This is a genomic window from Mycobacterium colombiense (genome assembly GCF_003284935.1).
Taxonomy (GTDB): Bacteria; Actinomycetota; Actinomycetes; order Mycobacteriales; family Mycobacteriaceae; genus Mycobacterium; species Mycobacterium arosiense_A.
The window spans coordinates 1-23395 of sequence record NZ_QMEV01000072.1 but is presented as its reverse complement, the minus strand read 5'-3'; the positions used below and the strand labels follow the sequence as shown (position 1 = coordinate 23395).

Below are 23395 nucleotides of genomic sequence, written 5' to 3'. Positions count from 1 at the left end.
ATCCGCACTCGCCACGGCGGCACCGAAGCCCGCCGCGGCCACCCCAAGGGCACTCGCGAGCAACGAACCAGCGATTAGTTCTCTGATCTTCACTGGGTCCATCCATCCTCTCTGTCGACGGTTCCTTCACCCGGGCGGCGCGAAATCGGCCTATTCGCACCGCGTTTACCGGTCACCGCGCCCCCACGTCGGCGAGTCGGAGGCGATGCCGCGACGGTAGGCAGTCAGCCTGAAGCGGACCTGAAGATGAAACGCCGCGCCTCGCGGCGCCAGGCAGCGCCGGTCAGCGCGGGGACGCGGGCGCGGTCACGGCGGTCAGGTGCCAGTTGTCCAGCCAGGGCCGCACCAATTCGGCGACGGAGAATTTGGCCCGGGCCGCGCATCCGGCCTTGACGGTGTAGGGGTCGCCGCCGCGGATGAGGATGCCGACGGCGCTGACGGTGCCGTCCCGTTCGTACAGATACACCGGGCCGCCCGAATCGCCGCACTGACCGCTCGCCAGGAATATGACCTTGCTGCCGGTGATCTCCACGATCTGCCCGCAGGCGTCCGCGCCGGAACCCATGCCGAACTTGCACAGCTGCTGGCCGATCTGCAGGTTGGTGGCGACACCGGTGACGGCCAACGACGAGGCGATCGCCGAGGACTGGGGAATGTTGTCGCCGTCCAGCGTGATCAGGCCGATGTCGTGCTGCTCGTTGTGCACACCCTCGTTGATCGTCTCGCGGAACGTGCCCACCGTCGCGTAGGGCAGCACGCCGCCCAGGTTCATCGTCACCTTGCTGGGTTGCCGGGGGCGGTTGCAATGACCGGCGGTGAGAATCCCGGGCGCGCCGGTGCTGGTGTGCACCAGAAAGCCTGCGGTGCAACCCATTCCGCTGGATCCGTCGGCGTAGGCGACGTAGATTCCCGCGCCCGGGCCTACCGCGCTCGCGGCCGGCAGATCGATCGGCGCCAGGATCGGCGGTGGCGGCGTCGGCTGGTGCGCCGGGGTGATCGCCCGGGGGAACAGGCAGACGGCCGCCACCAGTGCGGCGATGCTGCACACCGCCGCGAGCGTGAGCAACGTGGTGTGCAACTTGGCGCGCTCTGGCCGCGCGAACAGCGCGGCGAAGGCGTTCCTCCTCGGCCTGCGGCGCCGCACCTCCCGGCTGGGCAGCAGGCCTAGCACGGCGAGCACCGCCAACACCAGGGCGCTCAGTGGCAGCGCGACGGTACGAGCCGGCGAGTACGGCGTCCCCCAGCTCACGACCTCGAGCGCGTACACCTTCACCATTAGATCGATCTTTGCCGCGCCGCGTGGCGGTCTTACCGAAGTTGGTGATCAGCTGATGGTGGCCGGCTCGGGTGAGGTTTCGTCGGGGAAGGGACGGCGCGCGCGGCGGTGGTGGCGGCGAAAGTGGCGGATCTCGATGATCAGCCCGGCCAGTCCCAGCGCGCTGGTGATCGCGGACACCAGATACAGCAGCGCGCTGATGTGCCCGGCGAGCGCATCGCCGAGAACGACCACGGCGGTGGTGCCGGGCAGCAACCCGGCCAGAGTCGCCACCGCGTAGGGCAGCACCCGCACGCTCGACGCGCCCGCGGCGTAGTTGAGCGCCGAGAACGGCACCGCGGGAATCAGCCGCAGCGACAAGATGGCCAGCCAGCCACGTTGCCGCAGGCGCTCTTCCACCGTTTCGATCGATCGGTAGCGCGCCAGCCGGTTCAGTCGCCATCCGGCCGCGCGCACCAGCAGCAGCGCGATCATGGCGCTGGCCGTGCTGGCGACCACCGCGATGGCGACGCCGAGTAGGGGACCGAACAGCAGTCCGGCCGCCAGGGTGAACGCGGTGCGCGGAATCGGCACCACGGTCGCGACGATGTGGGCGATCAAGAATGCCAGGGGGAACCACGGTCCCACGGATTGCGCCCAGTCGCGCATCTGCACCGGTGAGGGCAGCGGAAGCCACGACGCCAGCACCACCAGCGCTGTGATGCCCACCACTGTCCAGGCGATCCGCGACCGGGACACGCTTCGCGCGGCGACGCCGATGGCGCAGCCCAGATCGCGCGCCGTTTCGGCGATTTTGCTGGTGGCGGAACCCGTCACGGCTCCCTAGGGTACGGGGCGCAGGTGAATACGGCCTTTCCCGACGCTGGTGTTTCATCGGCAATCGAACCCGCTCGCGGCACCTGGCGGTTTTTAGCGACGAGCGGTCATCAATTAGCCTCAGTAGCTAAGTGGTATCCCCAGAGCTGTAGCCCAAATGCTGGGAAAAGGGAGCAATCGGTGTCCATTGATGTACCCGAACTCGCCGACCTAGAACAGGTTCGCGGGCGTTGGCGCAGTGCGGTCGCCGGTGTGCTGGCCAAAAGCACCCGGAAGGACCCCGAGCAGTTGGGGGACGCGCCCGAGCGGCTGCTAGAAACCCCGACGTACGACGGGATCGCGATCCGCGCGCTCTACACCGCGCTCGACGAATTGCCCGAACCGCCGCTGCCGGGAGAGTGGCCCTTCGTGCGCGGCGGCGACGCGCTGCGCGACGTCAAGTCCGGCTGGAAGGTCGCCGAGGCTTTCCCCGCCACGCCGGTGCCCGGTGTGGCGGCACAGGACGTCAACTCCGCGGTGCTGGACGCGCTCGGCAACGGGGCCGGCGCCCTGGTTATGCGGATCGGGGAGTCGGGCGTGGCGCCCGACCAGCTGGGCCAGACCCTCGAGGGTGTCTACCTGGGCATGGCGCCGCTGATCCTGGAAGCCGGCGCCGACTACGCGGCGGTGAGCGACGTGGTGCTGGCGCTGGCGGACGCGGTGGAACCCGACCAGCGCGCCACCCTGTCGATCGACCTGGGCGGTGACCCGCTCAGTGCCGCCCTCAGTGAGCGGCCCGCGCCGAAGATCGAGGACGCTATCGCCGCGGCGAAGCGGGCCGTCGAGCACACCGGGGTGCGTGCGATCACCGTCGACGGGCCCGCCTTCCACAATCTCGGCGCGAACGCGACGTGGGAGCTCGCCGCGAGTGTGGCGGCCGCGGTGAGTTACCTACGGCTGCTTACCGAATCGGGGTTGCCGATCGGTCAGGCGTTGCGGCAGATCAGCTTCCGGTTCGCCGCCGACGACGACCAGTTCATCACGATCGCCAAGTTCCGCGCCGCGCGCAACCTGTGGGCGCGCGTCGCCGAAGTCGTCGGTGAACCGGACGCCGGCGCCGCCGTCATTCACGCCGAGACCTCGCTGCCGATGATGACCCAGCGTGACCCGTGGGTGAACATGCTGCGGTGCACCCTGGCCGCCTTCGGCGCTGGCGTCGGTGGCGCCGACTCCCTTTTGGTGTTCCCCTTCGACGTCGCCATCGACGGCGGGTTCCCGGACGTGGCAACGAGTTTCGCCCGCCGCATCGCGCGCAACACCCAGCTGCTGCTGCTCGAAGAGTCACATGTGGGCCGTGTGCTGGACCCGGCCGGCGGTTCCTGGTTCGTGGAGGACCTCACCCGCCGGCTGGCCGAGCAGGCCTGGGAGCACTTCCAGGCCATCGAGGCGCAGGGCGGATTCAGCCAGGCCCGCGACTTCATCGCCGCTCAGATCGCCGAGGTCGCCGCCCGCCGCAGCGACGACATCGCGCACCGCCGGACCGCCATCACCGGCGTCAACGAGTTCCCTGACCTCACCGAACCGCCTCTGCCGCAAAGCGATTCGACGTATTCGCCGCTCGCCGCCGGAAAGCTGGTGCGCTATGCCGCGGAGTTCGAGGCGTTGCGGGACCGCTCCGACGCCTACCTGGCCCGCACCGGATCCCGCCCGCGGGTGCTGTTGCTGCCGCTGGGTCCGCTGGCCGAGCACAACATCCGCGCGACGTTCGCGTCGAACCTGCTGGCTTCCGGGGGCATCGAGGCGATCAACCCGGGAACGGTCGATGCCGACGGTGTTGCCTCGGCGGTGTCCGACGCGGGGTCGCCGGCGGTGGCGGTCATCTGCGGCACCGACAAGCGCTACCAGGACGAGGCCTCGGGCGTCGTGCAGGCGGCGCGGGACGCCGGCGTCGCGCGGGTTTATCTGGCCGGGCCCGACAAGGCCGTGGCCGAGGCCGAGCACCAACCGGACCAATTCCTGACCGCGAAAATCAATGCGGTCGAAGCTCTGTCGGATCTCCTCACCAGGCTGGGGGCGTAGGCACGATGACGACCACTGCACCCGCTGTCGGCAGCTTCGCCGATGTTCCGCTGCACAGCGAGCGGACGATTGCCCCGGCGACCGAGGCCGCCGTCGACGAACACGTGGCCGCCGCCGCTGCCGCGCACTCGTACACGCCCGATCAACTGCAATGGCAGACGCCGGAAGACATCGACGTCAAACCGGTCTACATCGGCGCGGACCGCGCCGCGGTGGAAGCCGACGGGTATCCGCTGCACAGTTTCCCCGGCGAGCCGCCGTTCGTGCGCGGTCCCTACCCGACGATGTATGTCAACCAGCCGTGGACGATTCGGCAGTACGCCGGCTTCTCCACCGCCGCGGAGTCCAACGCCTTTTACCGGCGCAACCTGGCCGCGGGCCAGAAGGGCTTGTCGGTGGCCTTCGACCTGGCCACCCACCGCGGATACGACTCGGACCACCCGCGCGTGCAGGGTGACGTCGGAATGGCCGGTGTGGCAATCGATTCCATCCTCGACATGCGCCAGCTGTTCGACGGCATCGACCTGTCGACGGTGTCGGTGTCGATGACCATGAACGGCGCGGTGCTGCCGATCCTGGCGCTGTATGTGGTGGCCGCCGAGGAGCAGGGGGTGCCGCCGGAGAAGCTGGCCGGCACCATCCAGAACGACATCCTCAAAGAGTTCATGGTGCGCAACACCTACATCTATCCGCCCAAGCCGTCGATGCGCATCATCTCCGACATCTTCGCCTACACCAGCGCCAAGATGCCCAAGTTCAACTCCATCTCGATCTCCGGCTACCACATCCAGGAGGCCGGTGCGACAGCCGATTTGGAGCTGGCCTACACGCTGGCCGACGGGGTCGACTACATCAAGGCCGGCCTGGACGCCGAGCTGGACATCGACAAGTTCGCGCCCCGGCTGTCCTTCTTCTGGGGCATCGGGATGAACTTCTTCATGGAGGTGGCCAAGCTGCGGGCGGGCCGGCTGTTGTGGAGCGAGCTGGTCTCGCAGTTCGAGCCCAAGAACGCCAAATCGCTGTCGCTGCGCACACATTCGCAGACTTCCGGGTGGTCGCTGACCGCGCAAGACGCGTTCAACAACGTCGCCCGCACCTGCATCGAGGCGATGGCCGCAACGCAGGGGCACACGCAGTCGCTGCACACCAACGCGCTCGACGAGGCGCTGGCGCTGCCCACCGACTTCTCGGCGCGCATCGCCCGCAACACCCAGCTGGTGCTGCAGCAGGAGTCGGGCACCACGCGGCCCATCGACCCGTGGGCGGGCTCGTATTACGTCGAATGGCTCACGCATCAACTCGCGCAGAAGGCCCGGGCCCACATCGCCGAGGTCGCCGAGCACGGCGGCATGGCCCAGGCCATCAGCGACGGCATCCCCAAGCTGCGCATCGAGGAGGCGGCCGCGCGCACCCAGGCCCGCATCGACTCCGGCATCCAGCCGGTGATCGGGGTCAACAAGTACCAGGTGGAAGAGGACCAGGAAGTCGAGGTCCTCAAGGTCGAGAACAGCCGGGTGCGGGCCGAGCAGCTGGCGAAACTGCAAGAGCTGCGGGCGAATCGGGACCAGAAGGCCGTCGATGCGGCACTGGCGGAGCTGTCGCGCGCCGCCGCGGCCCACGGCCGCGCGGGTGACGACGGCCTGGGCAACAACCTGCTCGCGCTGGCCATCGATGCGGCCCGGGCCAAGGCCACCGTCGGCGAGATCTCCGACGCGCTGGAGAAGGTGTATGGCCGTCACCAGGCGGAGATCCGTACTATCGCCGGGGTCTACCGCGACGAAGCTGGAAAGGCCACAAACATGGCAACCGCGACCGAACTCGTCGAGAAGTTCGCGGAAGCCGACGGTCGCCGCCCTAGGATTCTGGTGGCCAAGATGGGCCAGGACGGCCACGACCGCGGCCAGAAGGTGATCGCGACGGCGTTCGCGGACATCGGATTCGACGTCGACGTCGGGTCGCTGTTCTCCACGCCCGAGGAGGTGGCCCGCCAGGCCGCCGATAACGACGTGCACGTGGTCGGGGTGTCCTCGCTGGCGGCCGGTCACCTGACCCTGGTGCCCGCGCTGCGCGAGGCGATGGCTGAGGTGGGGCGGCCCGACATCATGATCGTGGTCGGCGGCGTCATCCCGCCGGGTGACTTCGACGAGCTGTACGAGGCCGGGGCCGCCGCCATCTTCCCGCCCGGGACGGTGATCGCCGACGCCGCAATCGGCTTGCTGCACAAGCTCGCCGAGCGGCTGGGTTACGACCTCGGCTAAATGGCTGACGATCTCTTCCGCGAGCGTAAGCACGCCGCGAAAAATCCCGGCCGAATCCGCAGTGTGCTTACGCTCGCGGGCCAGGAGAACTGGAAATGAGCTCGGAACTGGCCGAGGCGGTCCGCAACGGCGACCGCGCGGCGTTGCCGCGGGCGATCACGCTGCTGGAGTCCACCCGCGCCGACCACCGCGAGAAGGCGCAGCAGCTGCTGCTGGAGCTGACGCCGGATTCGGGCAACGCCTATCGCGTCGGCATCACCGGAATCCCCGGGGTGGGCAAGTCCACCAGCATCGAGGCCCTCGGCATGCATCTGATCGGGCTGGGGCACCGGGTGGCGGTGTTGGCCGTCGACCCGTCCTCGACGCGGACCGGCGGCTCGATCCTGGGCGATAAGACCCGGATGGCGCGCCTGGCCATGCATCCGGATGCATACATTCGGCCGTCACCCACGTCGGGCACCCTGGGCGGGGTGGCCAAGGCCACCCGGGAAACGGCGGTGCTGCTCGAGGCCGCCGGCTTCGACGTCATCCTGATCGAGACCGTCGGGGTCGGCCAGTCCGAGGTGACGGTGGCCAACATGGTCGACACCTTCGTGCTGCTGACCCTGGCGCGCGGGGGCGATCAGCTGCAGGGCATCAAGAAGGGTGTGCTGGAGCTCGCCGACATCGTGGTGGTGAACAAGGCCGACGGGGATCACCTCGCCGAGGCCCGGGCGGCGGCGCGCGAGCTGTCCGGGGCGATCAGGTTGATCCATCCGCGTGAAACGCTCTGGCGGCCGCCCGTTCTCACGATGAGCGCGGCCGAGGGGACCGGCCTCGAGGAACTGTGGGAGACCATCGAACGGCATCGCCAGGTGCTCAGCGAGGCGGGCGAGTTCGAGGCGCGCCGCCGGGATCAGCTGGTCGATTGGACCTGGCAGATGGTGCGCGACACCGTGCTGGACCGGCTGTTGTCCAGCCCGGCGGTGCGCAGGATCCGCGCCGACGTGGAGCGAAAGGTCAAGGCGGGCGAGCTGACGCCCGCCCTGGCGGCCCAGCAAATACTGACGGCCGCGTCGGGCTAACGGTTAGGTCAATAATCGCCGATTTCGCTCCTACCGGTTGTGTAATTCAAGTAAATTCAAAGTTGTGACGGTGGATACCCGAGTCGATCGCCGCGCGGTCCGTGTCCACGATGACCTTGACGCAGGTCATCGTGTGTCCGGCGCGGCGGACTCACACTTCGGTTGCGTCGTTCGTAGTTTCGCCAGCATGTTCCCCGCGCGCCGGTTCGGTGGCGGGGCGCTGGCCGTCTATGTCGACGGCCAGCCCGTCGTCGACGTGTGGACGGGTTGGGCCGACCGAGCCGGGCAGCGGCCGTGGACGGAGAACACCGCCCCGATGGTGTTCTCGGCGACCAAAGGGATGGCCGCCACCGTCATCCACCGGCTCGCTGACCGGGGGCTCATCGACTACGAGGCGCCGGTCGCCGAGTACTGGCCACAGTTCGCGGCCAACGGCAAGGCCGACATGACCGTGCGCCAGGTGATGCGGCACCAGGCCGGGCTGTCCGGCCTGCGCGGCGCCACCAAGGAAGAACTGCTCGATCACGTCGTGATGGAGGAGAAGCTGGCCGCCGCGGCGCCCGGGCGCCTGCTGGGCAAGTCGGCGTATCACGCGCTGACGTTCGGCTGGCTGATGTCGGGCCTGGGTCGGGCCGTGACCGGTAAGGGCATGGGCACGCTGATCCGCGAGGAGCTCGCCGAGCCGTTGGGCACCGACGGCCTGCACCTCGGCCGGCCGCCGGCCTACGCTCCGACGCGGGTCGCCGAGATCATCGGTCCACAACACCTGATCGGCAATCCGGTCGTCAGCTACGTGACGCGCAAGGTCGCCAACGAGATGTCCGGGGCGTACCGGTCGATGTACTTCAAGGGTCTGGTCGCCGCGGTCCAGGGTGACACCCCGTTGCTGGACGCGGAGATCCCGGCGGCCAACGGCGTGGCCACGGCGCGCGGGCTGGCCCGAATGTATGGCGCCATCGCCAATGGCGGCGAGGTGGACGGCGTCCGCTTCCTGTCCCGTGAGCTGGTCGCGGGCCTGACGGGGGAGCGGAGCCTGCGCCCGGACCGAAACCTGTACGTGCCGTTGGCTTTCCACCTGGGATATCACAGTTTGCCGATCGGCAGCGTGATGCCCGGCTTCGGTCACGTCGGGCTCGGTGGCTCGCTCGGCTGGGCCGACCCGGCTTCGGGGGTGGCGTTCTCGCTGGTGCACAACCGGCTGCTGACGCCCCTGGTGATGACCGATCACGCGGCGTTCGTCGGGATCTATGCGCTGATCCGCCGGGCTGCGGAGAAGGTGCGCAAGCGCGGCTTCCGCCCGGTCACCGAGTTCGGGGCGCCGTTCGCCGAGCCGGGAGCCGCAGTGGGCTGAGGCCGCACGGCGCCGCAAGGCGCTCAACGAGTTTTGCCGCACCCGCGCGGGTGAAGTGCGGGCGTTGTACTCTGTGCGGGTGTTTGCCCCGTCCATTTCCGTGCATTCCGCGTTGTTGCCGGAATGCCGGTCAGTGATCTGCGCTCTGGGGGCGCGCTGATGGCCGGACGGCGATATTCGCAGCCAGGAAAGCGGCAAACTCAGGTCGCCTGGTCGAACGCATCGGAGTCGAAACCCGTATATGAGTGCGAACCCGAAAGTTCCCGGTCCCGGCCCCCCTGCGCCCACCGGCAGCCGGCCCAAGCGGGCGGCTAGCGCGAGGCTCGCGCAGGTATTCGACGCACGCAACAACGCGCTGAACGCGTGGCGACTGGTGCTGGCGTCGGGCGTGATCCTGCAACACTCGTGGCCGCTGACCGGTCGCAAATTGCCCCCGCTGGTCGACCAGCTGCTCACCCAGGTATGGGTCGACGGGTTTTTCGTCGTCTCGGGGTTTCTCATCACCTCGAGCTGGGTTCGCAACCCCCGACTTCGTGAGTACTTCGTCGCCAGAATCCTGCGGATCTTCCCTGGATTGTGGGTCTGCCTGGCGGTAGTGGCGTTCGTCATCGCCCCCATCGGGGTCGCGATCCAAGGGGGTTCGGCCGCCAGGTTGCTGCTGTCCCCCGCACCGATCACCTACTGGCTCAACAACGCGGTGTTGAACATCTACCAGGAGGGCATCGATGGAACGCCCAAAAATGTCCCCTTCCCGGGAGTCTGGGACGGGGTCCTATGGACCCTCATCTTCGAGATGTTCTGCTACATCGCCATCGCCGTCGCCGGGGTAGCCGGCCTTTCCAATCGTCGGTGGCCCGCGCCGGTGGTGTTCGCGCTCTTCCTGGTGGCCGCGGTGCTCGTGTCGTATCCGGTTGAAGCGGTGCCGACGCTGCCCCAGATGATCACGCGGTTCGCGCTGGTGTTCGCGGCGGGCGCGGTGCTGCATGAATTCCGGGACGTGGTCCCCGCCCGATGGTCACTGGTGGCCTTGAGCGGCGTCATCGTCGTGGTGGCCGGCTTGCTGGTGCCCAACTATCGGATACTCGCCGCGCTCCCGCTGGCCTACGCCGTCGTCGTCTCGGGTGCGCTGATCCACAACAGACGCCTGCGGTTGCGGACCGACCTTTCCTACGGCGTGTACATTTACGCCTGGCCGATGCAGCAGCTGCTGGTCATCTGCGGGCTCGCCTTCCTGCCCCCGCTGGCCTTCGCCGTCGTCGCCGGCGTCGCCACGCTGCCGCTGGCCGCCCTCAGCTGGTTCCTGGTCGAGAAGCGGGCGCTGTCCCTCAAATCCCGCTTCAAGCGCCGAACGCGCGGCTGGGATGCGACGGTTGGCGCGCAACCGGCCGCGGACGCCGTCCGGGCCGAATAAGTCACCTTTACCCGAAGACAGTGCACAGCGCACGATTCACGGCCGCTTCCTGGTGAATTGACGTCGTTGTGAACATCTGATGTCGCCGGTGTCGTTGCCGAAAAACGTGTAATTGAACATCGCCCGAGAAATGGCAAAGTCATGCATAATGACCCGAGATCCGGGGGCCCGCCAGACGCGAACTGAAAGGTATGGGTTCCGCGATGACGCCTGCCCGGACGAGTCACTCCGCCGAATGCGCCGCCGATGGCGCCGCTCTCCCGGTCCGTTCCTCTCGCTCGGCCACGACGGTCCGCCCGGTCGCGCTGTTCGTGCTGGGCATGGCGCGGTCGGGAACGTCGGCGCTGACCCGGGTCCTGTCGCTGTGCGGCAGCACCCTGCCGGCCGGCATGTGCGGCGCCGACGGCAACAACCCGCGCGGCTATTGGGAGCCACGCGCGGCCATCATGCTCAACGAGACGATCCTGCGCCGCCACGCCAGCAACTGGTACGACCCGACCATGCGCCTGCAGGAGGAATGCGCGTTCGGTGCCGAGGAAAAGAACGCTTGTATCGCCGAGATCGCGGCCTACCTGGGGACGCTGCCCGCGGCCCCGCTGGTGGTGATCAAGGAGCCGAGGATCACGGCGCTGTCCGGACTGTGGTTCGAGGCGGCGCGCCAGGTCGGCTTCGACGTCGCCGCGGTGATCGCGGTGCGCCACCCGCAGGAGGTCGTGGCGTCGGCGGCGAAGTACGTCCAAACCTCACCCGAGCTCTCGAGTGCCCTGTGGCTCAAATACAACCTGCTGGCCGAGCGGCACACCCGCGGGATGCCGCGCGTGTTCGTCGACTACGCCAACCTCCTCGACGACTGGCACCGCGAGACGAAACGCATTGCCACCACGCTCGAAATCGATCTGGACACCGCCGAGGAGAGCGCGATCGAGGAGTTCCTGACGCCCGATCTTCGTCGCCAGCGATACTGCGGACCGGTGGCGGACCACTTCGGCACCGACTGGATCTCCGCGGTCTATGAAGCGTTGCGCGGCGCCGCGCAGGATGACCCCCTGCATGTGTCGACGCTGGATCGGGTTTTCGAGTCGTATCAGGCCAGTGAGCGTGATTTCCGCATGGCCTTCACCGAATTCCATACCCGAACCCACAGTGTGGTTCGCCGGGTGTTCAGGCCGTTCATCGTCAAGCGGATCCTCGAGATCGGCGCGATGATGCACCGGCGCCGGGGCGCCTGGGCCTAGTGCCGCGCTGGTCAGCGGCGGCCTCCCGTTGAACGTGTCCGCCTTCGGGCGGTTTGCGGCCTGCGGCCGAAGTTGTTTGTTAGAGTGACCATGCCGCGCTCGTGGGAATGACCGCTGGTCTGTCGACACGCCCGCAAAAGCTCTCCGATGTGGCTTACCGGACGGACGTCCTACATTGAATCCGCCTGCGCGTGTTATCCAAACATTAAGTAAGCGACACGGATTCGTAAAAATGGCGCCCCTGATGCTATTGGCGGGCTATAGTCCTTAGCGGGCGCAATGATCCGATGAAACTGACCCGGGGGCTGAAGTTGACGGTCACAAGTCAAAGTTGACTCTGTATGGGGGAGCTCGGTAATCCTCCTCTTTGGTCAAAGATGTTTCAGAGGGCTGAGATTCAGTCCTCCGACTTGGTAGTTCGCGTAACGGGGTTGGCTCCGGTGATTGGTGCGCGCCGTCGACGACGGTCCGCGTCAATTCGGAAAGGCATGGATCACAAGAGAATTCCGAAACTCGGCCAGTTGGGCGACAGGTGAAAGGTTTTCGAATCGCGATGAGATGGGCCCCGACGAGTAAACCCGCCGATTCCGTTGACAACACGCGTCCGGTCGCTCTGTTCGTGTTAGGGCCGCAACGGTCCGGAACCTCGGCGCTGACCAGGGTGCTCTCGCTCTCCGGCGGCACGCTCCCGCCCGCGATGTTGGGTGCCGACGCGAACAACCCGCTTGGCTACTGGGAGCCACGCGCGGCCATCTCGCTTAACGAAACAATCCTGCGCCGACTCGGGACCAATTGGTACGACCCGTCATTGCGGTTCTTGGACGACGGCGCGGTCGCTCCCGAGAAGAGCAAGGCCTGCACCGCAAAAATCGCCGCGTATCTGTCCACCCTTCCCGCGGCCCCGCTCGTGGTGATCAAGGAGCCCAGGATCACCACGCTGTCTGACCTGTGGTTCGCGGCGGCACGTGAGGCGGGATTCCAGGTCGCATCGGTGATCGCGGTTCGTCATCCGCAGGAGGTCATCTCGTCGATTGTGAAGTCCTGGCACGTCTCTCCGGCGCTGGCGAGCGCCCTGTGGCTGAAATGCAACTTCCTCGCCGAGCGAAACACCCGAGCCGTACCGCGCGTATTCGTCGACTACGCGAACCTTCTCGAGGACTGGCGCCGGGAGGTCAAGCGCATCTCGGCAGAGTTGCCGATCGACCTGCACACCCAGGATGAGGACGCTATTGAGGAGTTCATCACCCCCGGCCTGCATCGCCAGCGGCACCGCGGGCCGGTGACGGATCTATTCGGCGCGAATTGGATATCTCAGGTCTACGAGGCGCTGCACGAGGCCGCGCAGGACGGTGCCCTCGACATGTCAACGTTGGACCGCGTTTTCGCGTCCTACCGGGCAAGCGAGCGGGACTTCCGCAAGGCGTTCGAGGACTTTCACGGCTTGTCGAACAGCATGCTCTTCCGCATTTTCCGGCCGGGCATCGCACGGCCGGTGATGGAGGCCATCGCAATGGCGCATCGGCACAAAGGGACTTGGGCCTAGGGTTTCTGCCGCCGCCTGATTTCTCGCTTTTCGTGCGCATTCGGTGCGCCGCCGTACGCTTCGCGAATCGTCTGATGCCGCGGGGAGCGCCCGATATGATCGACCGGACCGCGCGCCGTGGGTGCCGGTAATTTCTTCTGCACACGAAAGAAAGGCGTCGATTCTTGTCAGCGTCCGTGCTCATCAGTGGTGGGGCAGGATTCATCGGGTCGGCGCTCTCACACCGTCTCGTCGAGGCCGGATACGACGTCGCGGTGATGGACGTCTTGCATCCGCAGGTGCACGGCGGGGGCCGCCCGATCGAGCTGCCGTCCAGCGTGCGGTTTTTCACCGGCGACGTCACCCACGCGCCCGATTGGGACGCCGTGTTGCGGTTGTTCCGTCCTTCCCAGATCGTCCACCTGGCGGCGGAGACCGGGACCGCGCAATCGCTGTCCGAGGCGACGCGCCACGGCTCGGTGAACGTCGTGGGCACCACTCAGCTTCTGGACGCATTGAGCCGCTCGGGCATCGTGCCCGAGCAACTGGTTCTGGCGTCGTCGCGGGCGGTCTACGGCGAGGGCGCGTGGCAGTCCGGCGCGCACGTCTTCTATCCGAAACCCCGCAGCCACGCACAGCTGCTGGCCGGCGCCTGGGATCCGCAAGGACCGGCCGGTGAACAGGCGGTGCCGCTGCCCAGCCGCGCCGACCGCACAGAGCCCCGGCCCACCAACGTCTACGCGGCGACCAAGCTCGCCCAGGAGCACCTGCTGGCCGCGTGGACGGCCGCGCACGACACCAATCTCAGCGTGCTGCGCCTGCAGAACGTCTATGGCCCCGGTCAGTCGCTGACCAACTCCTACACCGGGATCGTCGCGCTGTTCGCGCGGCTGGCGCGGGCGGGACAAGCGCTCGAGGTCTACGAAGACGGCCGCATCGTGCGGGACTTCGTCTACATCGACGCCGTCGTCGACGCGCTGTTCGCCGCCATCGGGCGACCCGCGACAAAGCCGCGCTGCCTCGACATCGGATCCGGCAACGCCACCACCATCCACGAGCTGGCCAACAAGATCGCCGCCATGTGCGACGCCCCCGAACCGGTCGTCGTCGCGAAATTCCGCGACGGCGACGTGCGCGCCGCGAGCTGCGACATCGAGCCGGCGCGGGACGAGCTCGGCTGGCAGCCGAAGGCCACCCTCGATGACGGTCTGTCCGCCCTGCTCGACTGGATCGGCGGCCAATCCGACGCCTCCGCCCCGGCGAACGAATCGGGCCGTCCGGTCGTGGACCATATAGGGCGCCGTTGAGGGGCGTGGCCCAGCCACCCGCGCCAGCAAACCCGGCGACCGAGGCAGTGCAAATTAACCCCTATGATGGTTGCTACTACTCGGTAGGGCAGCGACAGCTCAGCCGGTAGGAGCGGGGTAGGTCAAGGAGGCCGGTGAGGCGAGCTAGTTGGAAATGCGCAACGCATTGACGGCCTCGACGTTGCCGAGGTCATCACCGCCAGTACTTCATCTGAACTAAGGGGCAGCTTTGACCGTGGCCGATCGTGACATGCGATCCCCGTTTCTCGACACCCGATCCGCATACCTTGACCTGCTTCGACGTAACCTCACCCGGTACGGCAGCGACGAATTGGTGCCGGTCGGCTGGAACTATCTGGGGCGTCCCCTTTTCAGTACGCGCAAGCTGATGCTGGTGCGCAAGCGTCCTTTCAACGAGCACGCCCGCAAGTTGGGCCTGGATTGGCCGGCGGACGCACTGACGATGATCGGCATGCAGCGCCTGACCAGTTTGCAGCAGTGCGTGGAGACGGTCCTGAACGACGACGTTCCCGGCGATCTGGTCGAGTGCGGGGTGTGGCGGGGCGGAGCGTCGATCCTGATGCGCGCGGTGCTGTCGGCCTACGGCGACCGGGAACGTCGCGTGTGGCTGTGCGATTCGTTCGAGGGGGTGCCGCCCCCGGACACCGCACACTACGAGGCGGACAAGGGCATCAAGTTGCATCGCGCCGCCGGGGTGTTGGCGATACCGCAGGCGCAGGTCAAGGCGAATTTCGAGCGTTACGGGTTGCTCGACGATCAGGTGCGGTTTCTGCCCGGGTGGTTCAAGGACACCCTGCAGGACGCGCCGATCGAACGCATTTCGGTGTTGCGGCTGGACGGCGATCTGTACGAGTCGACGATTCAGGCGCTCGATGCGCTCTACCCGCGGCTGTCGCCCGGGGGTTTTTGCATCATCGACGACTACCACGCCATCGATGCGTGCCGTCAGGCGGTGACGGACTACCGTACGCGGCACGGCGTGACCGCGGACATCGAGGAGATCGACGGCACCGGCGTGCTGTGGCGCAAGCCCTAAGCCCCTCCCGCGCGTAGTTCGTCCTCGGCGTAGTCGCGCAAACCGGTGCTGTGGGGATTGGTCGATATTTACAGTGAGGTCGGTGCTTCACCCCGATTGATGGCGCAACCGAAGGGCGTGGATACGCGATGAAATGTGTGCTGGCCAGCTATGGAACGCGCGGTGATATCGAGCCTTCCCTGGTTGTCGCGCGCGAACTGCAACGCCGCGGCCATGACATGGTCATGGCCGTCCCACCCGATTCCGTCAGCTTCACCGAGGCCGCCGGGCTGACCGCCGTCCCGTACGGACTGGAATCGCAGGCCTGGCTCGACGTGTACCGCGACTTCTGGACGTCCTTTTTCCGCGGGTTCTGGAAGATCCGGGAGATGCGCGGCATGTGGCGCGAGATGTGGGATCTCAGCGACCAGTGCTGGGCGCAGATGAACACCACGCTGATGTCGCTGGCGGACGGGGCCGACCTGGTGTTCGCCGGGCAGAGTTACCAGGAGCCGGCCGCCAACGTCGCGGAGTACTACGACCTTCCGTTGGCCACGCTGCACCACGTCCCCATGCGGCCTAACGGCCAAGTCGTCTCGATCCTGCCGCCGCCGCTGGCCCGCTCGGCCATGACGGCGTTCGACTGGTTCTGTTGGCGCCTGAACAAAAAGGTCGAGGACACCCAGCGCAGGGAACTGGGGCTGCCCAAGGCGACGGGACCGTCACCGCGGCGGATCGCCGACCGTGAATCGCTGGAAATCCAAGCGTACGACGAGGTTTGCTTCCCGGGTCTGGCCGCCGAGTGGGCGAAATGGGATGGCCTGCGGCCCTTCGTCGGCCCGCTGACGATGGAGTTGACCACCGAAGCCGACGACGAGGTGATGTCCTGGATTCGCGGCGGGACCCCGCCCATCTTCTTCGGTTTCGGCAGCATGCCGGTCGAATCCCCGGCCGACACCGTCGAGATGATCAGCTCGGCGTCCGCGCAGCTGGGGGAGCGGGCGCTGATCGCCGCCGGCCGTAGCGACTTCAGCGGCGTGCCCCTGGCCGATCACGTCAAGGTGGTGGGCCCGGTCAACTACGCGACGATCTTTCCCGTCTGCCGTGCGGTGGTCCACCACGGCGGTTCGGGCACCACCGCCGCGAGCCTGCGTGCCGGGGTTCCCACCCTGATCCTGTCGATGGACGCCAATCAGACCGTCTGGGGAGCGCAGCTCAAACGGCTGAAAGTTGGTACCACACGCCGGTTTTCGGCAACCGACCGGGAATCGTTGGTGGCGGACCTGCGGCGGATCCTGGCCCCGGACTACGCCGCGCGCGCCCGCGAGATCGGTGCCCGGATGACGAAGCCGGCCGACAGCGTGGTCAAGGCCGCCGACGTGGTGGAGAACTTCGTCAGCTCGCGCAGTCGTACCCGATCCAGCTAACGGGCTTACCGGAATTGCGCTGGGGAAATAGCGGACCTTGCTAATCGAAAATCGGTGCGCGGCCCGCTCGGGATCGACTTCCCGTTTTCTCAAGACATGGTGTCGATAGTCTGGCAGACTTGCATAAGATCAGGCGATGACGCTTGGGGTTCACCTAAACCACCCAGCGTCGTCATACTTCTACGGTCGGGGGGAAAGGCCGATGAGGTTGGGTTTGTCGCACTCGACTGCACCGGTGCCGCTCCCACGATCGAGCATGGTCTCGGGCCGCCAAATCCGTTGCGAAACAACTACAACCAGAACTCTGACCGCATCGCCGTGCCAATGGCGAGCCGCCGATTACCGAGCGGAAACGCCGCAACCAAGGTTGCTCGTGCCGTCGGAGATTGATTAAGGTAACCATCGCGATGAAATTTGCTGTGGCAAGCTATGGAACGCGTGGCGATATCGAGCCTTGTCTCACCATCGGTCGTGAGCTGATGCGGCGGGGCCATTCGGTACGGATGGCCGTTCCGCCCAATCTCGTCGATCTGGCCGAATCGGCCGGGCTTCCGGCGATCGGCTATGGCCCAGACATGCACGACTTTTGGAGCGACGAGTTCATTCGGGACTTTTGGAAGAACTTCGTCAAGGGGCCCATCAGCCTGATGCGCGAAGCCTGGGAACCGGTGCTGCGGAACTGGCAGGAAATGAGCTCGGCGCTGATGTCGGTGGGGGCGGGCGCCGATTTGCTGTTCAGCGGCCAGCTTTACCAGGACCTGGCGATCAACGTCGCCGACTATTACGGCATCCCGATGGCCACCCTGCATTACATTCCGATGCGCCCCAACGGCCAGCTCCTGCCGAGGGTGCCCGCGCCCCTGTGCCGCACGGGAATGTCGGTGTACGACTGGATGTGCTGGCGCATGAACAAGAAGGCCGAGGATCGGCAGCGCCGCGAGCTCGGCCTGCCGACGGCCACGGTCGCCTCACCGCGACGGATCGCCGAGCGCGGGTCGCTGGAAATTCAGGCGTATGACGACGTCTGCTTCCCGGGGCTGGCCGACGAATGGGCGAAATGGGGCGGCCAGCGGCCGTTCGTGGGCTCGCTGACCATGGAGTTGCCGACGGACTCCGATGATGAGGTCTTGTCGTGGATCGCCCGGGGGACGCCGCCGATCTGTTTCGGCTTCGGCAGCATGCCGGTCGCCAAAACCCCCGCCGACACGGTCCGCATGATCGGCGCGGCCTGCGCGGAGCTAGGGGAGCGGGCGCTGATCTGCTCGGGCTGGAGCGACTTCAGCGACGTTCCGCAGTTGGAGCACGTCAAGGTCGTCGGGGTGGTCAACTACACGAAGATTTTTCCCGCCTGCCGGGCCGTCGTGCACCACGGCGGATCGGGCACCACGGCCGCCGGCCTGCGTGCCGGCGTTCCCACGCTGATCCTCTGGACGGCGGGCGATCAGCCGATGTGGGGGTCGCACGTCAAGCAGCTGAAGGTGGGGACGTCGCGACGGTTCGCGGCGACCACGCCCGAATCTCTCGTTGCGGACCTGCGCAAGATCCTCGCCCCGGAGTACCTCACTCGCGCGCGTGAGCTCTCCGGCCGGATGAGCAAGCCCTCCGAGAGCGCTGGACGCGCCGTCGATCTGCTGGAGGAATTCGCGCGCTCGGGGCGCTGTGTCCCCGACGCTCAGGCTGGGCGAAGTCGCTGAGCCTCGGGTGACGGATACACTGCGAAACGCATTGACGGCGTCGATGGACGTCTAGGCTCTCAACCGGTACCACTGGCATCAGGGAGTAAGGGGCAGTTTTGGCCGTGACCGATCACGACACGCGGTTTGCTTACCTCGACCTGCTCCGGCGCGACCTCACCAGGTACGGCAGCGACGAGCTTGTCCCGGTGGGGTTGTACCGCCTGGGTCGTCCCCTGTTCAGCACTCGCAACCTGATGCTGGTGCGCAAGCGTCCGTTCAACAAGCAGGCGCGTGATCTCGGGCTGGACTGGCCGGCGGACGCCTTGACGATGATCGGCATGCAGCGCCTGACCAGTTTGCAGAACTGCATCGAGACGGTTCTGGAAGAGGACGTTCCCGGCGATCTGGTCGAGTGCGGGGTGTGGCGGGGTGGCGCGTCGATCCTGATGCGCGCGGTGCTGGCGGCCCACGGAGACGAGAAGCGCACCGTATGGCTCTGCGACTCCTTCGCCGGAGTGCCGCCCCCGGACACCGTGAATTACAAGGCGGACAAAGGGATTAGGCTGCACCGCCACGCACGCATCCTCGGCGTGCCACAAGAACACGTGAAGGCGAATTTCGAGCGTTATGGGTTGCTCGATGACCAGGTGCGGTTTCTGCCGGGGTGGTTTAAGGACACCCTGCAGGACGCGCCGATCGATCGTATTTCGGTGTTGCGGCTCGATGGCGATCTGTACGAGTCGACGATTCAGGCGCTCGATGCGCTCTACCCGCGGCTGTCGCCCGGGGGTTTTTGCATCGTCGACGACTACCACGCGATCAAGGCCTGTGCGCAGGCCGTGACCGACTACCGCCAACAGCACGGCGTGACCGACGAGATCGTAGAGATCGACGGCACCGGCGTGCTATGGCGCAAGTCGTGAGATTGCTGAAACTTTAGGTGTACGAAACGGTTTGTCCTCGTGCGAGGGATGGTAGCGGCGTGATCACGGCGTGCCCGTCGCGTTTCCCCGGGACGCGGTGCGCGCCGATGCTAAGGTTTCCGCCGTGGCACCAGGGCTGACAACCGGCACCCGCCTGCGGATGTGGTGGGTGCGCACCGAATACTGGCTCGCGCGCACTCTGCTGCCCGATGTCTACGCCAACGACGCGTTGATCACGTTCAACAATTTTCACGGGTTCCTCGACGATCCCGACTTCCAGCGCGCGTACAAGCGGGGTGCCAAATCTCTTGGCAACGAGGACTGGTACCAGTGGCAGTGGCGCGTCCATGTCGGGCTGTGGGCCGCGGCGAGTGCCAGCAAGCTCGAGGGCGATTTCGTCGAGTGCGGCGTCAGCTACGGCTTTTTGAGCAGCGCCATCATGGAGTACCTGGACTGGGATCGGCTGGGTAAGACGTTCTACCTTCTCGACACCTTCGCGGGAATCGACCCGCGGTTTGTCACCGACAACGAACGCAAGGCTGGGGCGCTGGAAACCAGCGAAGGACACCTGCGCAACGGGATGTACGCCAACGGGGTCGACAGCGTGCGCGCCAACTTCGCGCAGTGGAAAAACCAGCGCATCATCGTGGGTGCCGTCCCCGAGACCCTCGAGCAGGTGGATGCGTCGTCGGTGGCCTACCTGCACATCGACATGAATTGCGCTCCCCCCGAAGTCGCTGCCCTGCGGTTCTTTTGGCCGCGCCTCACGCCCGGCGCTTTCGTCCTGCTGGACGACTACGCGAACCGGGGACGCGACGAGCAGCGCGCCGCGATGGATGAGGTTGCCGGGGAACTGGGCGTCAAAATCTGTTCGCTGCCCACCGGTCAGGGCCTGCTCATCAAACCTGCGCGCTGAGCTCCAACCGCTGCGCTGGCGAGAGTGGCTGTCGCTCAATGCGTTTGCAATACCGCCCCGGCGTAAAGGATCAGACGAGGCGGACATCCTGCGGTGCGTAGAGGATCCAGCGTCCGCCCTCCTCGTGAAACAAGTGCTCCTTCGTCATGATCTCATCGGCGTGGTTCCAGGCGAACAGCAGAGCGTAATCGGGATAGGGGTGGGAGAAGGCTTCAGGCGAACACACGGGAACATTTGAGCCGGGTGTCAGGCACCCCTGCTTTTCGGGGGTCGAATCACACACCATGGGAATGAGATCCGGGCCGATATGGCAGAAGTTCATCACCGTAGCGCTTCTAGATGTGGCTCCATACCCGACGATGCGCTTGCCGTCGGACCGTAAGTCGCGTAGCAGGTTGAGTAGGCCCGCGCGGATGCGTTCGACGTTGGCCGTCAACCGAACGAACGTTGCGTCTTCAGCAATCCCTTCGGCTGTTTCCTGCGCCAAGTATTCGGCCACGTTGGCGGCGGCATTTCTAGCGCCGGCGCGGGCCAGGGTGTAACGAATCGAACCTCCGTGTATCGGGAGATGTTGGGCGTCGATCAATTCGAGGCCGAAACGAGCTGCCAAGGCTTGGACCGAGCCCACTGAGAAGATGTAGATGTGTTCGTCGTAGATCTGATCGAAGTAGACGCACTTCTGGATATCGGCTAGGTAGCGGTCCTCGATTATGAGCAACCCGTCGGGGGCAAGCAGCAAATCGATTCCACGGAATATGGACTCAAGGTCGGAGATATGGCTGATCGTGTTCGCCGAATAGATGATGTTGGCCGGCCCGTGCTCATCGCGGATCTGGCCGGCCGTTGACTCGTCGAAGAAGTCGGTACGCACGGCGATGCCCTGCGCACGGGCGACATCGGCCGCGCTGGTGGCGGGGTCCACTCCCAAGTGTCGTATCCCTGCGCTACTGAGTGTCTTCAGCATGACGCCGTCGTTGCAGCCGATCTCAACGACGAACGGATCCCCTCGTTCGCCTGCGCACATCTGCATGATCTGGCGGGCAACGTCTTCACCATGCCTGCGGATCAGGGCGGAGCCTGAGGCGCGATAGGGGTAATCCGCGCGATACATTTCGTTAGCGGGAACCTGATTTAGTTGCTGCACCATGGTGCAGGATGCACAGATACCGACTTCAAGCTGGTAGAAGGGCACCTTAGCGGTCTCGTCGGGTCGCACAAATGCGTTCGATACCGGCTGACGTCCGAGGTCAAGGATCTTTCGAAGAGCTCCGCCGCACAGCCGGCACCTGCGTTCAGTCAAAGCGGCCCCCTGTCCAGAAGGTGAATACCACTTTTAATCAGCGTAAACCTCCGCGGCAGCCACCGATCGTCAATGGGGGCTTCCGCGGACATTCGCCAGAGCGCTACCGTGCTGGTCTAGTTAGCCGGTCAGCCGGCGGACTTCTTCTTCGAAAAGGTCGGCAACGGTGGCCGCGCTTTCGGCGGGTTTGGTCATCCGACTGGCGAGCTCGCGGGCTCGGGTGGCGTATTCGGGCGCAAGGATGGTGCGCAAGTCGGCAACCAGCGATTCTTGGCTCGTGGCGGAAAAGCGTCGTGCCATGCCAACCTTGAGCCGTTTGATTTGGGCTGCCCAATACGGCTGATCTCCCGAACTCCAGAGAATCAGCGTAGGGGTCCCCGCGCGCAGGCTCGCGGCCGTGGTGCCCGCTCCGCCGTGGTGAACGGCAGCACGGCAGGCGGGAAAAACAGTCGCGTAATTCACCGTGCCGACTACTTTGACATGGTCGAGATGCGGTACGTCGCTGAAGTCGGTGCCGCCGAAGCAGATTAGCGCCCGCTCGCCCAACCGTGCACACGCGGCGCTGATCATTTCTACGGTGGCGGCGGGGGATTCGAGCGGTATGCTCCCAGAGCCGAAGCAAATTGGGGCTGTTCCTGAGGAAATCCACGACGTGATGTCGTCGTCGCCGTCCGTCGGCAATTCCATCGTCAGGGCGCCGACGAAGGGCCGACGGCTGCCCCACTTGGCCCATTCGTCAGCCAGGCCGGGGAAGCACGCCTCGTCGTAAGCCTGTATTTCCAGCGACCCGCGTTCGGCCATCCGTCGCGGCGAGCGACGTGTCGCTTTGGGCAGGCCGAGCTGGCGGCGCTGCTCGTTATCGGCCTTCTTCGTCGAGCGCCAGAACAGCCATTCGATCGCCGTCATCGTCGAGCGGACCGCAGGCGATGGCATGCTCGGGATGAGCTGGCCGTTTGCTCGCATCGGGTAGTGGTGTAGCGAGGCCAACGGGATGTCGTAATACTCGGCGACGTTGGCCGCGGCCTGTTCGAAATTCAGACCCGTCGCGAGCAGGTCGGCACTTTCTGCCAGCGATTTCAAGGTCGCGCTCGCGTCGCTCCAGTATCGGATTATGGGCTCCCATACTCTGAGCACCTGCCTGATCGGATTGCGGAAGACTTCCCTCCACATGTTGCGAAGGAATTCCTCGTCCATAAACTCCTGGACCTTCGGCCCGTAAGGAACCGCGGCCAGCCCGACCGACTCGACGAAGCCGACGAGTTCGGGCGGCACGGCCATGCGAACTTCATGCCCCCGGCGAAGCAATTCGACGCCAACGGCGGCAGCCGGTTCGATGTCGCCGCGAGTTCCGTAACTCGCCAGGGCAAACTTCACGAACATCCTGCCTTTCCAGTTGTCGCGCTGTGGGCAACGCCGGGGCCATTATTGCCGGTTCCATGGAGCGGCCGTGCGGAGATCACCATTGTGCGCAGGTCAGCACGGTGGCGAGGCGTCCGGTGCCTAGGAGGCCAATTCGACGAGGCCCAGCCGTTTAGACACCTCGACCGCCCCGACCACGCGCGGATCGGCGCAGATGTCCAGCCAGGCCTCGCCCATTCCGCGATTGAAGTCGATGTCGTCGAACAGCACCCAACCACCCGGGGCCAGCCGGGGTTTCAGTATCTGCCATTGCCGGGTCACGAAATCCTGGGTGTGGATACCGTCCACCAGAGCCAGATCGATCGGGTCGGAAATGTCGCCGACGTGGTCTTCGAAGGCACCCCTGGACAGGGTGAACCGGGGGTTGCGCCAGCCCACCAGGTAGGCGTAAAGGTCTCCC

18 protein-coding genes are annotated in these 23395 nt (G+C 66.0%); 13 read left to right on the top strand and 5 right to left on the bottom strand.

Features of this window, described 5'->3' with window-relative positions; all coding sequences use genetic code 11:
- Positions 1–283: 283 nt before the first annotated feature.
- Both DQP57_RS22485 and DQP57_RS22480 read right to left on the bottom strand, forming a co-directional pair.
- Positions 284–1276, bottom strand: coding sequence for an endopeptidase (locus tag DQP57_RS22485; RefSeq protein WP_112634848.1), 993 nt, complete (start codon positions 1274–1276; stop codon positions 284–286).
- Between the two features lie 48 nt (positions 1277–1324).
- Positions 1325–2092, bottom strand: coding sequence for a TVP38/TMEM64 family protein (locus tag DQP57_RS22480; protein ID WP_112634847.1), 768 nt, complete (start codon positions 2090–2092; stop codon positions 1325–1327).
- A gap of 180 nt (positions 2093–2272) precedes the next feature.
- On the opposite strand from DQP57_RS22480, the gene mutA reads away from it, so the two are divergent.
- The 13 genes from mutA (at position 2273) to DQP57_RS22415 (ending at position 20276) form a co-directional block, all read left to right on the top strand.
- On the top strand, positions 2273–4150 hold the full coding sequence (mutA, locus tag DQP57_RS22475) for a methylmalonyl-CoA mutase small subunit (protein ID WP_112634846.1): 1878 nt from the start codon (positions 2273–2275) through the stop codon (positions 4148–4150).
- A gap of 5 nt (positions 4151–4155) precedes the next feature.
- Positions 4156–6408 (top strand): methylmalonyl-CoA mutase, encoded by a 2253-nt coding sequence (scpA, locus tag DQP57_RS22470; protein WP_112634845.1) that lies wholly within the window; start codon positions 4156–4158, stop codon positions 6406–6408.
- Between the two features lie 95 nt (positions 6409–6503).
- The gene (gene meaB, locus DQP57_RS22465; protein WP_112634844.1) at positions 6504–7472 is read left to right on the top strand and encodes a methylmalonyl Co-A mutase-associated GTPase MeaB; all 969 of its coding nucleotides are present in this window, start codon (positions 6504–6506) and stop codon (positions 7470–7472) included.
- 64 nt (positions 7473–7536) lie between these two features.
- Positions 7537–8823 (top strand): serine hydrolase domain-containing protein, encoded by a 1287-nt coding sequence (locus DQP57_RS22460; protein ID WP_112634843.1) that lies wholly within the window; start codon positions 7537–7539, stop codon positions 8821–8823.
- Between the two features lie 241 nt (positions 8824–9064).
- Positions 9065–10234 carry an acyltransferase family protein gene (locus DQP57_RS22455; RefSeq protein ID WP_112634842.1) on the top strand — a complete coding sequence of 390 codons (1170 nt, stop codon included), beginning with the start codon at positions 9065–9067 and terminating at the stop codon, positions 10232–10234.
- Between the two features lie 320 nt (positions 10235–10554).
- Positions 10555–11469, top strand: a complete 915-nt coding sequence (locus tag DQP57_RS22450) for a sulfotransferase family protein (protein WP_112634853.1) — start codon at positions 10555–10557, stop codon at positions 11467–11469.
- A 553-nt stretch (positions 11470–12022) separates the two neighbouring features.
- Positions 12023–13012, top strand: a complete 990-nt coding sequence (locus tag DQP57_RS22445; protein WP_112634841.1) for a sulfotransferase family protein — start codon at positions 12023–12025, stop codon at positions 13010–13012.
- A gap of 176 nt (positions 13013–13188) precedes the next feature.
- Positions 13189–14298: an NAD-dependent epimerase/dehydratase family protein gene (locus DQP57_RS22440; protein WP_112634840.1), complete on the top strand. Its 1110-nt coding sequence runs from the start codon at positions 13189–13191 to the stop codon at positions 14296–14298.
- A 250-nt stretch (positions 14299–14548) separates the two neighbouring features.
- Positions 14549–15355 (top strand): TylF/MycF/NovP-related O-methyltransferase, encoded by an 807-nt coding sequence (locus tag DQP57_RS22435; protein WP_112634852.1) that lies wholly within the window; start codon positions 14549–14551, stop codon positions 15353–15355.
- A gap of 128 nt (positions 15356–15483) precedes the next feature.
- Positions 15484–16761 carry a glycosyltransferase gene (locus DQP57_RS22430; RefSeq protein ID WP_112634839.1) on the top strand — a complete coding sequence of 426 codons (1278 nt, stop codon included), beginning with the start codon at positions 15484–15486 and terminating at the stop codon, positions 16759–16761.
- A gap of 407 nt (positions 16762–17168) precedes the next feature.
- The gene (locus DQP57_RS22425; RefSeq protein ID WP_112634838.1) at positions 17169–18455 is read left to right on the top strand and encodes a glycosyltransferase; all 1287 of its coding nucleotides are present in this window, start codon (positions 17169–17171) and stop codon (positions 18453–18455) included.
- 98 nt (positions 18456–18553) lie between these two features.
- A complete protein-coding gene (locus tag DQP57_RS22420; RefSeq protein ID WP_112634837.1) occupies positions 18554–19360 on the top strand; it encodes a TylF/MycF/NovP-related O-methyltransferase in 807 nt (268 codons plus the stop codon).
- A gap of 160 nt (positions 19361–19520) precedes the next feature.
- Positions 19521–20276: a class I SAM-dependent methyltransferase gene (locus DQP57_RS22415; RefSeq protein ID WP_112634851.1), complete on the top strand. Its 756-nt coding sequence runs from the start codon at positions 19521–19523 to the stop codon at positions 20274–20276.
- Between the two features lie 70 nt (positions 20277–20346).
- Here DQP57_RS22415 and DQP57_RS22410 read toward each other — a convergent pair whose 3' ends face one another.
- The 3 genes from DQP57_RS22410 to DQP57_RS22400 form a co-directional block, all read right to left on the bottom strand.
- Complete coding sequence (locus DQP57_RS22410; RefSeq protein ID WP_165821877.1) at positions 20347–21576, bottom strand: class I SAM-dependent methyltransferase; 1230 nt, start codon at positions 21574–21576, stop codon at positions 20347–20349.
- Between the two features lie 120 nt (positions 21577–21696).
- Positions 21697–22950, bottom strand: coding sequence for a glycosyltransferase (locus tag DQP57_RS22405; RefSeq protein WP_112634849.1), 1254 nt, complete (start codon positions 22948–22950; stop codon positions 21697–21699).
- Between the two features lie 126 nt (positions 22951–23076).
- The coding region (locus tag DQP57_RS22400) for a class I SAM-dependent methyltransferase (protein WP_133259296.1) at positions 23077–23395 on the bottom strand (319 nt) is incomplete at its 5' end.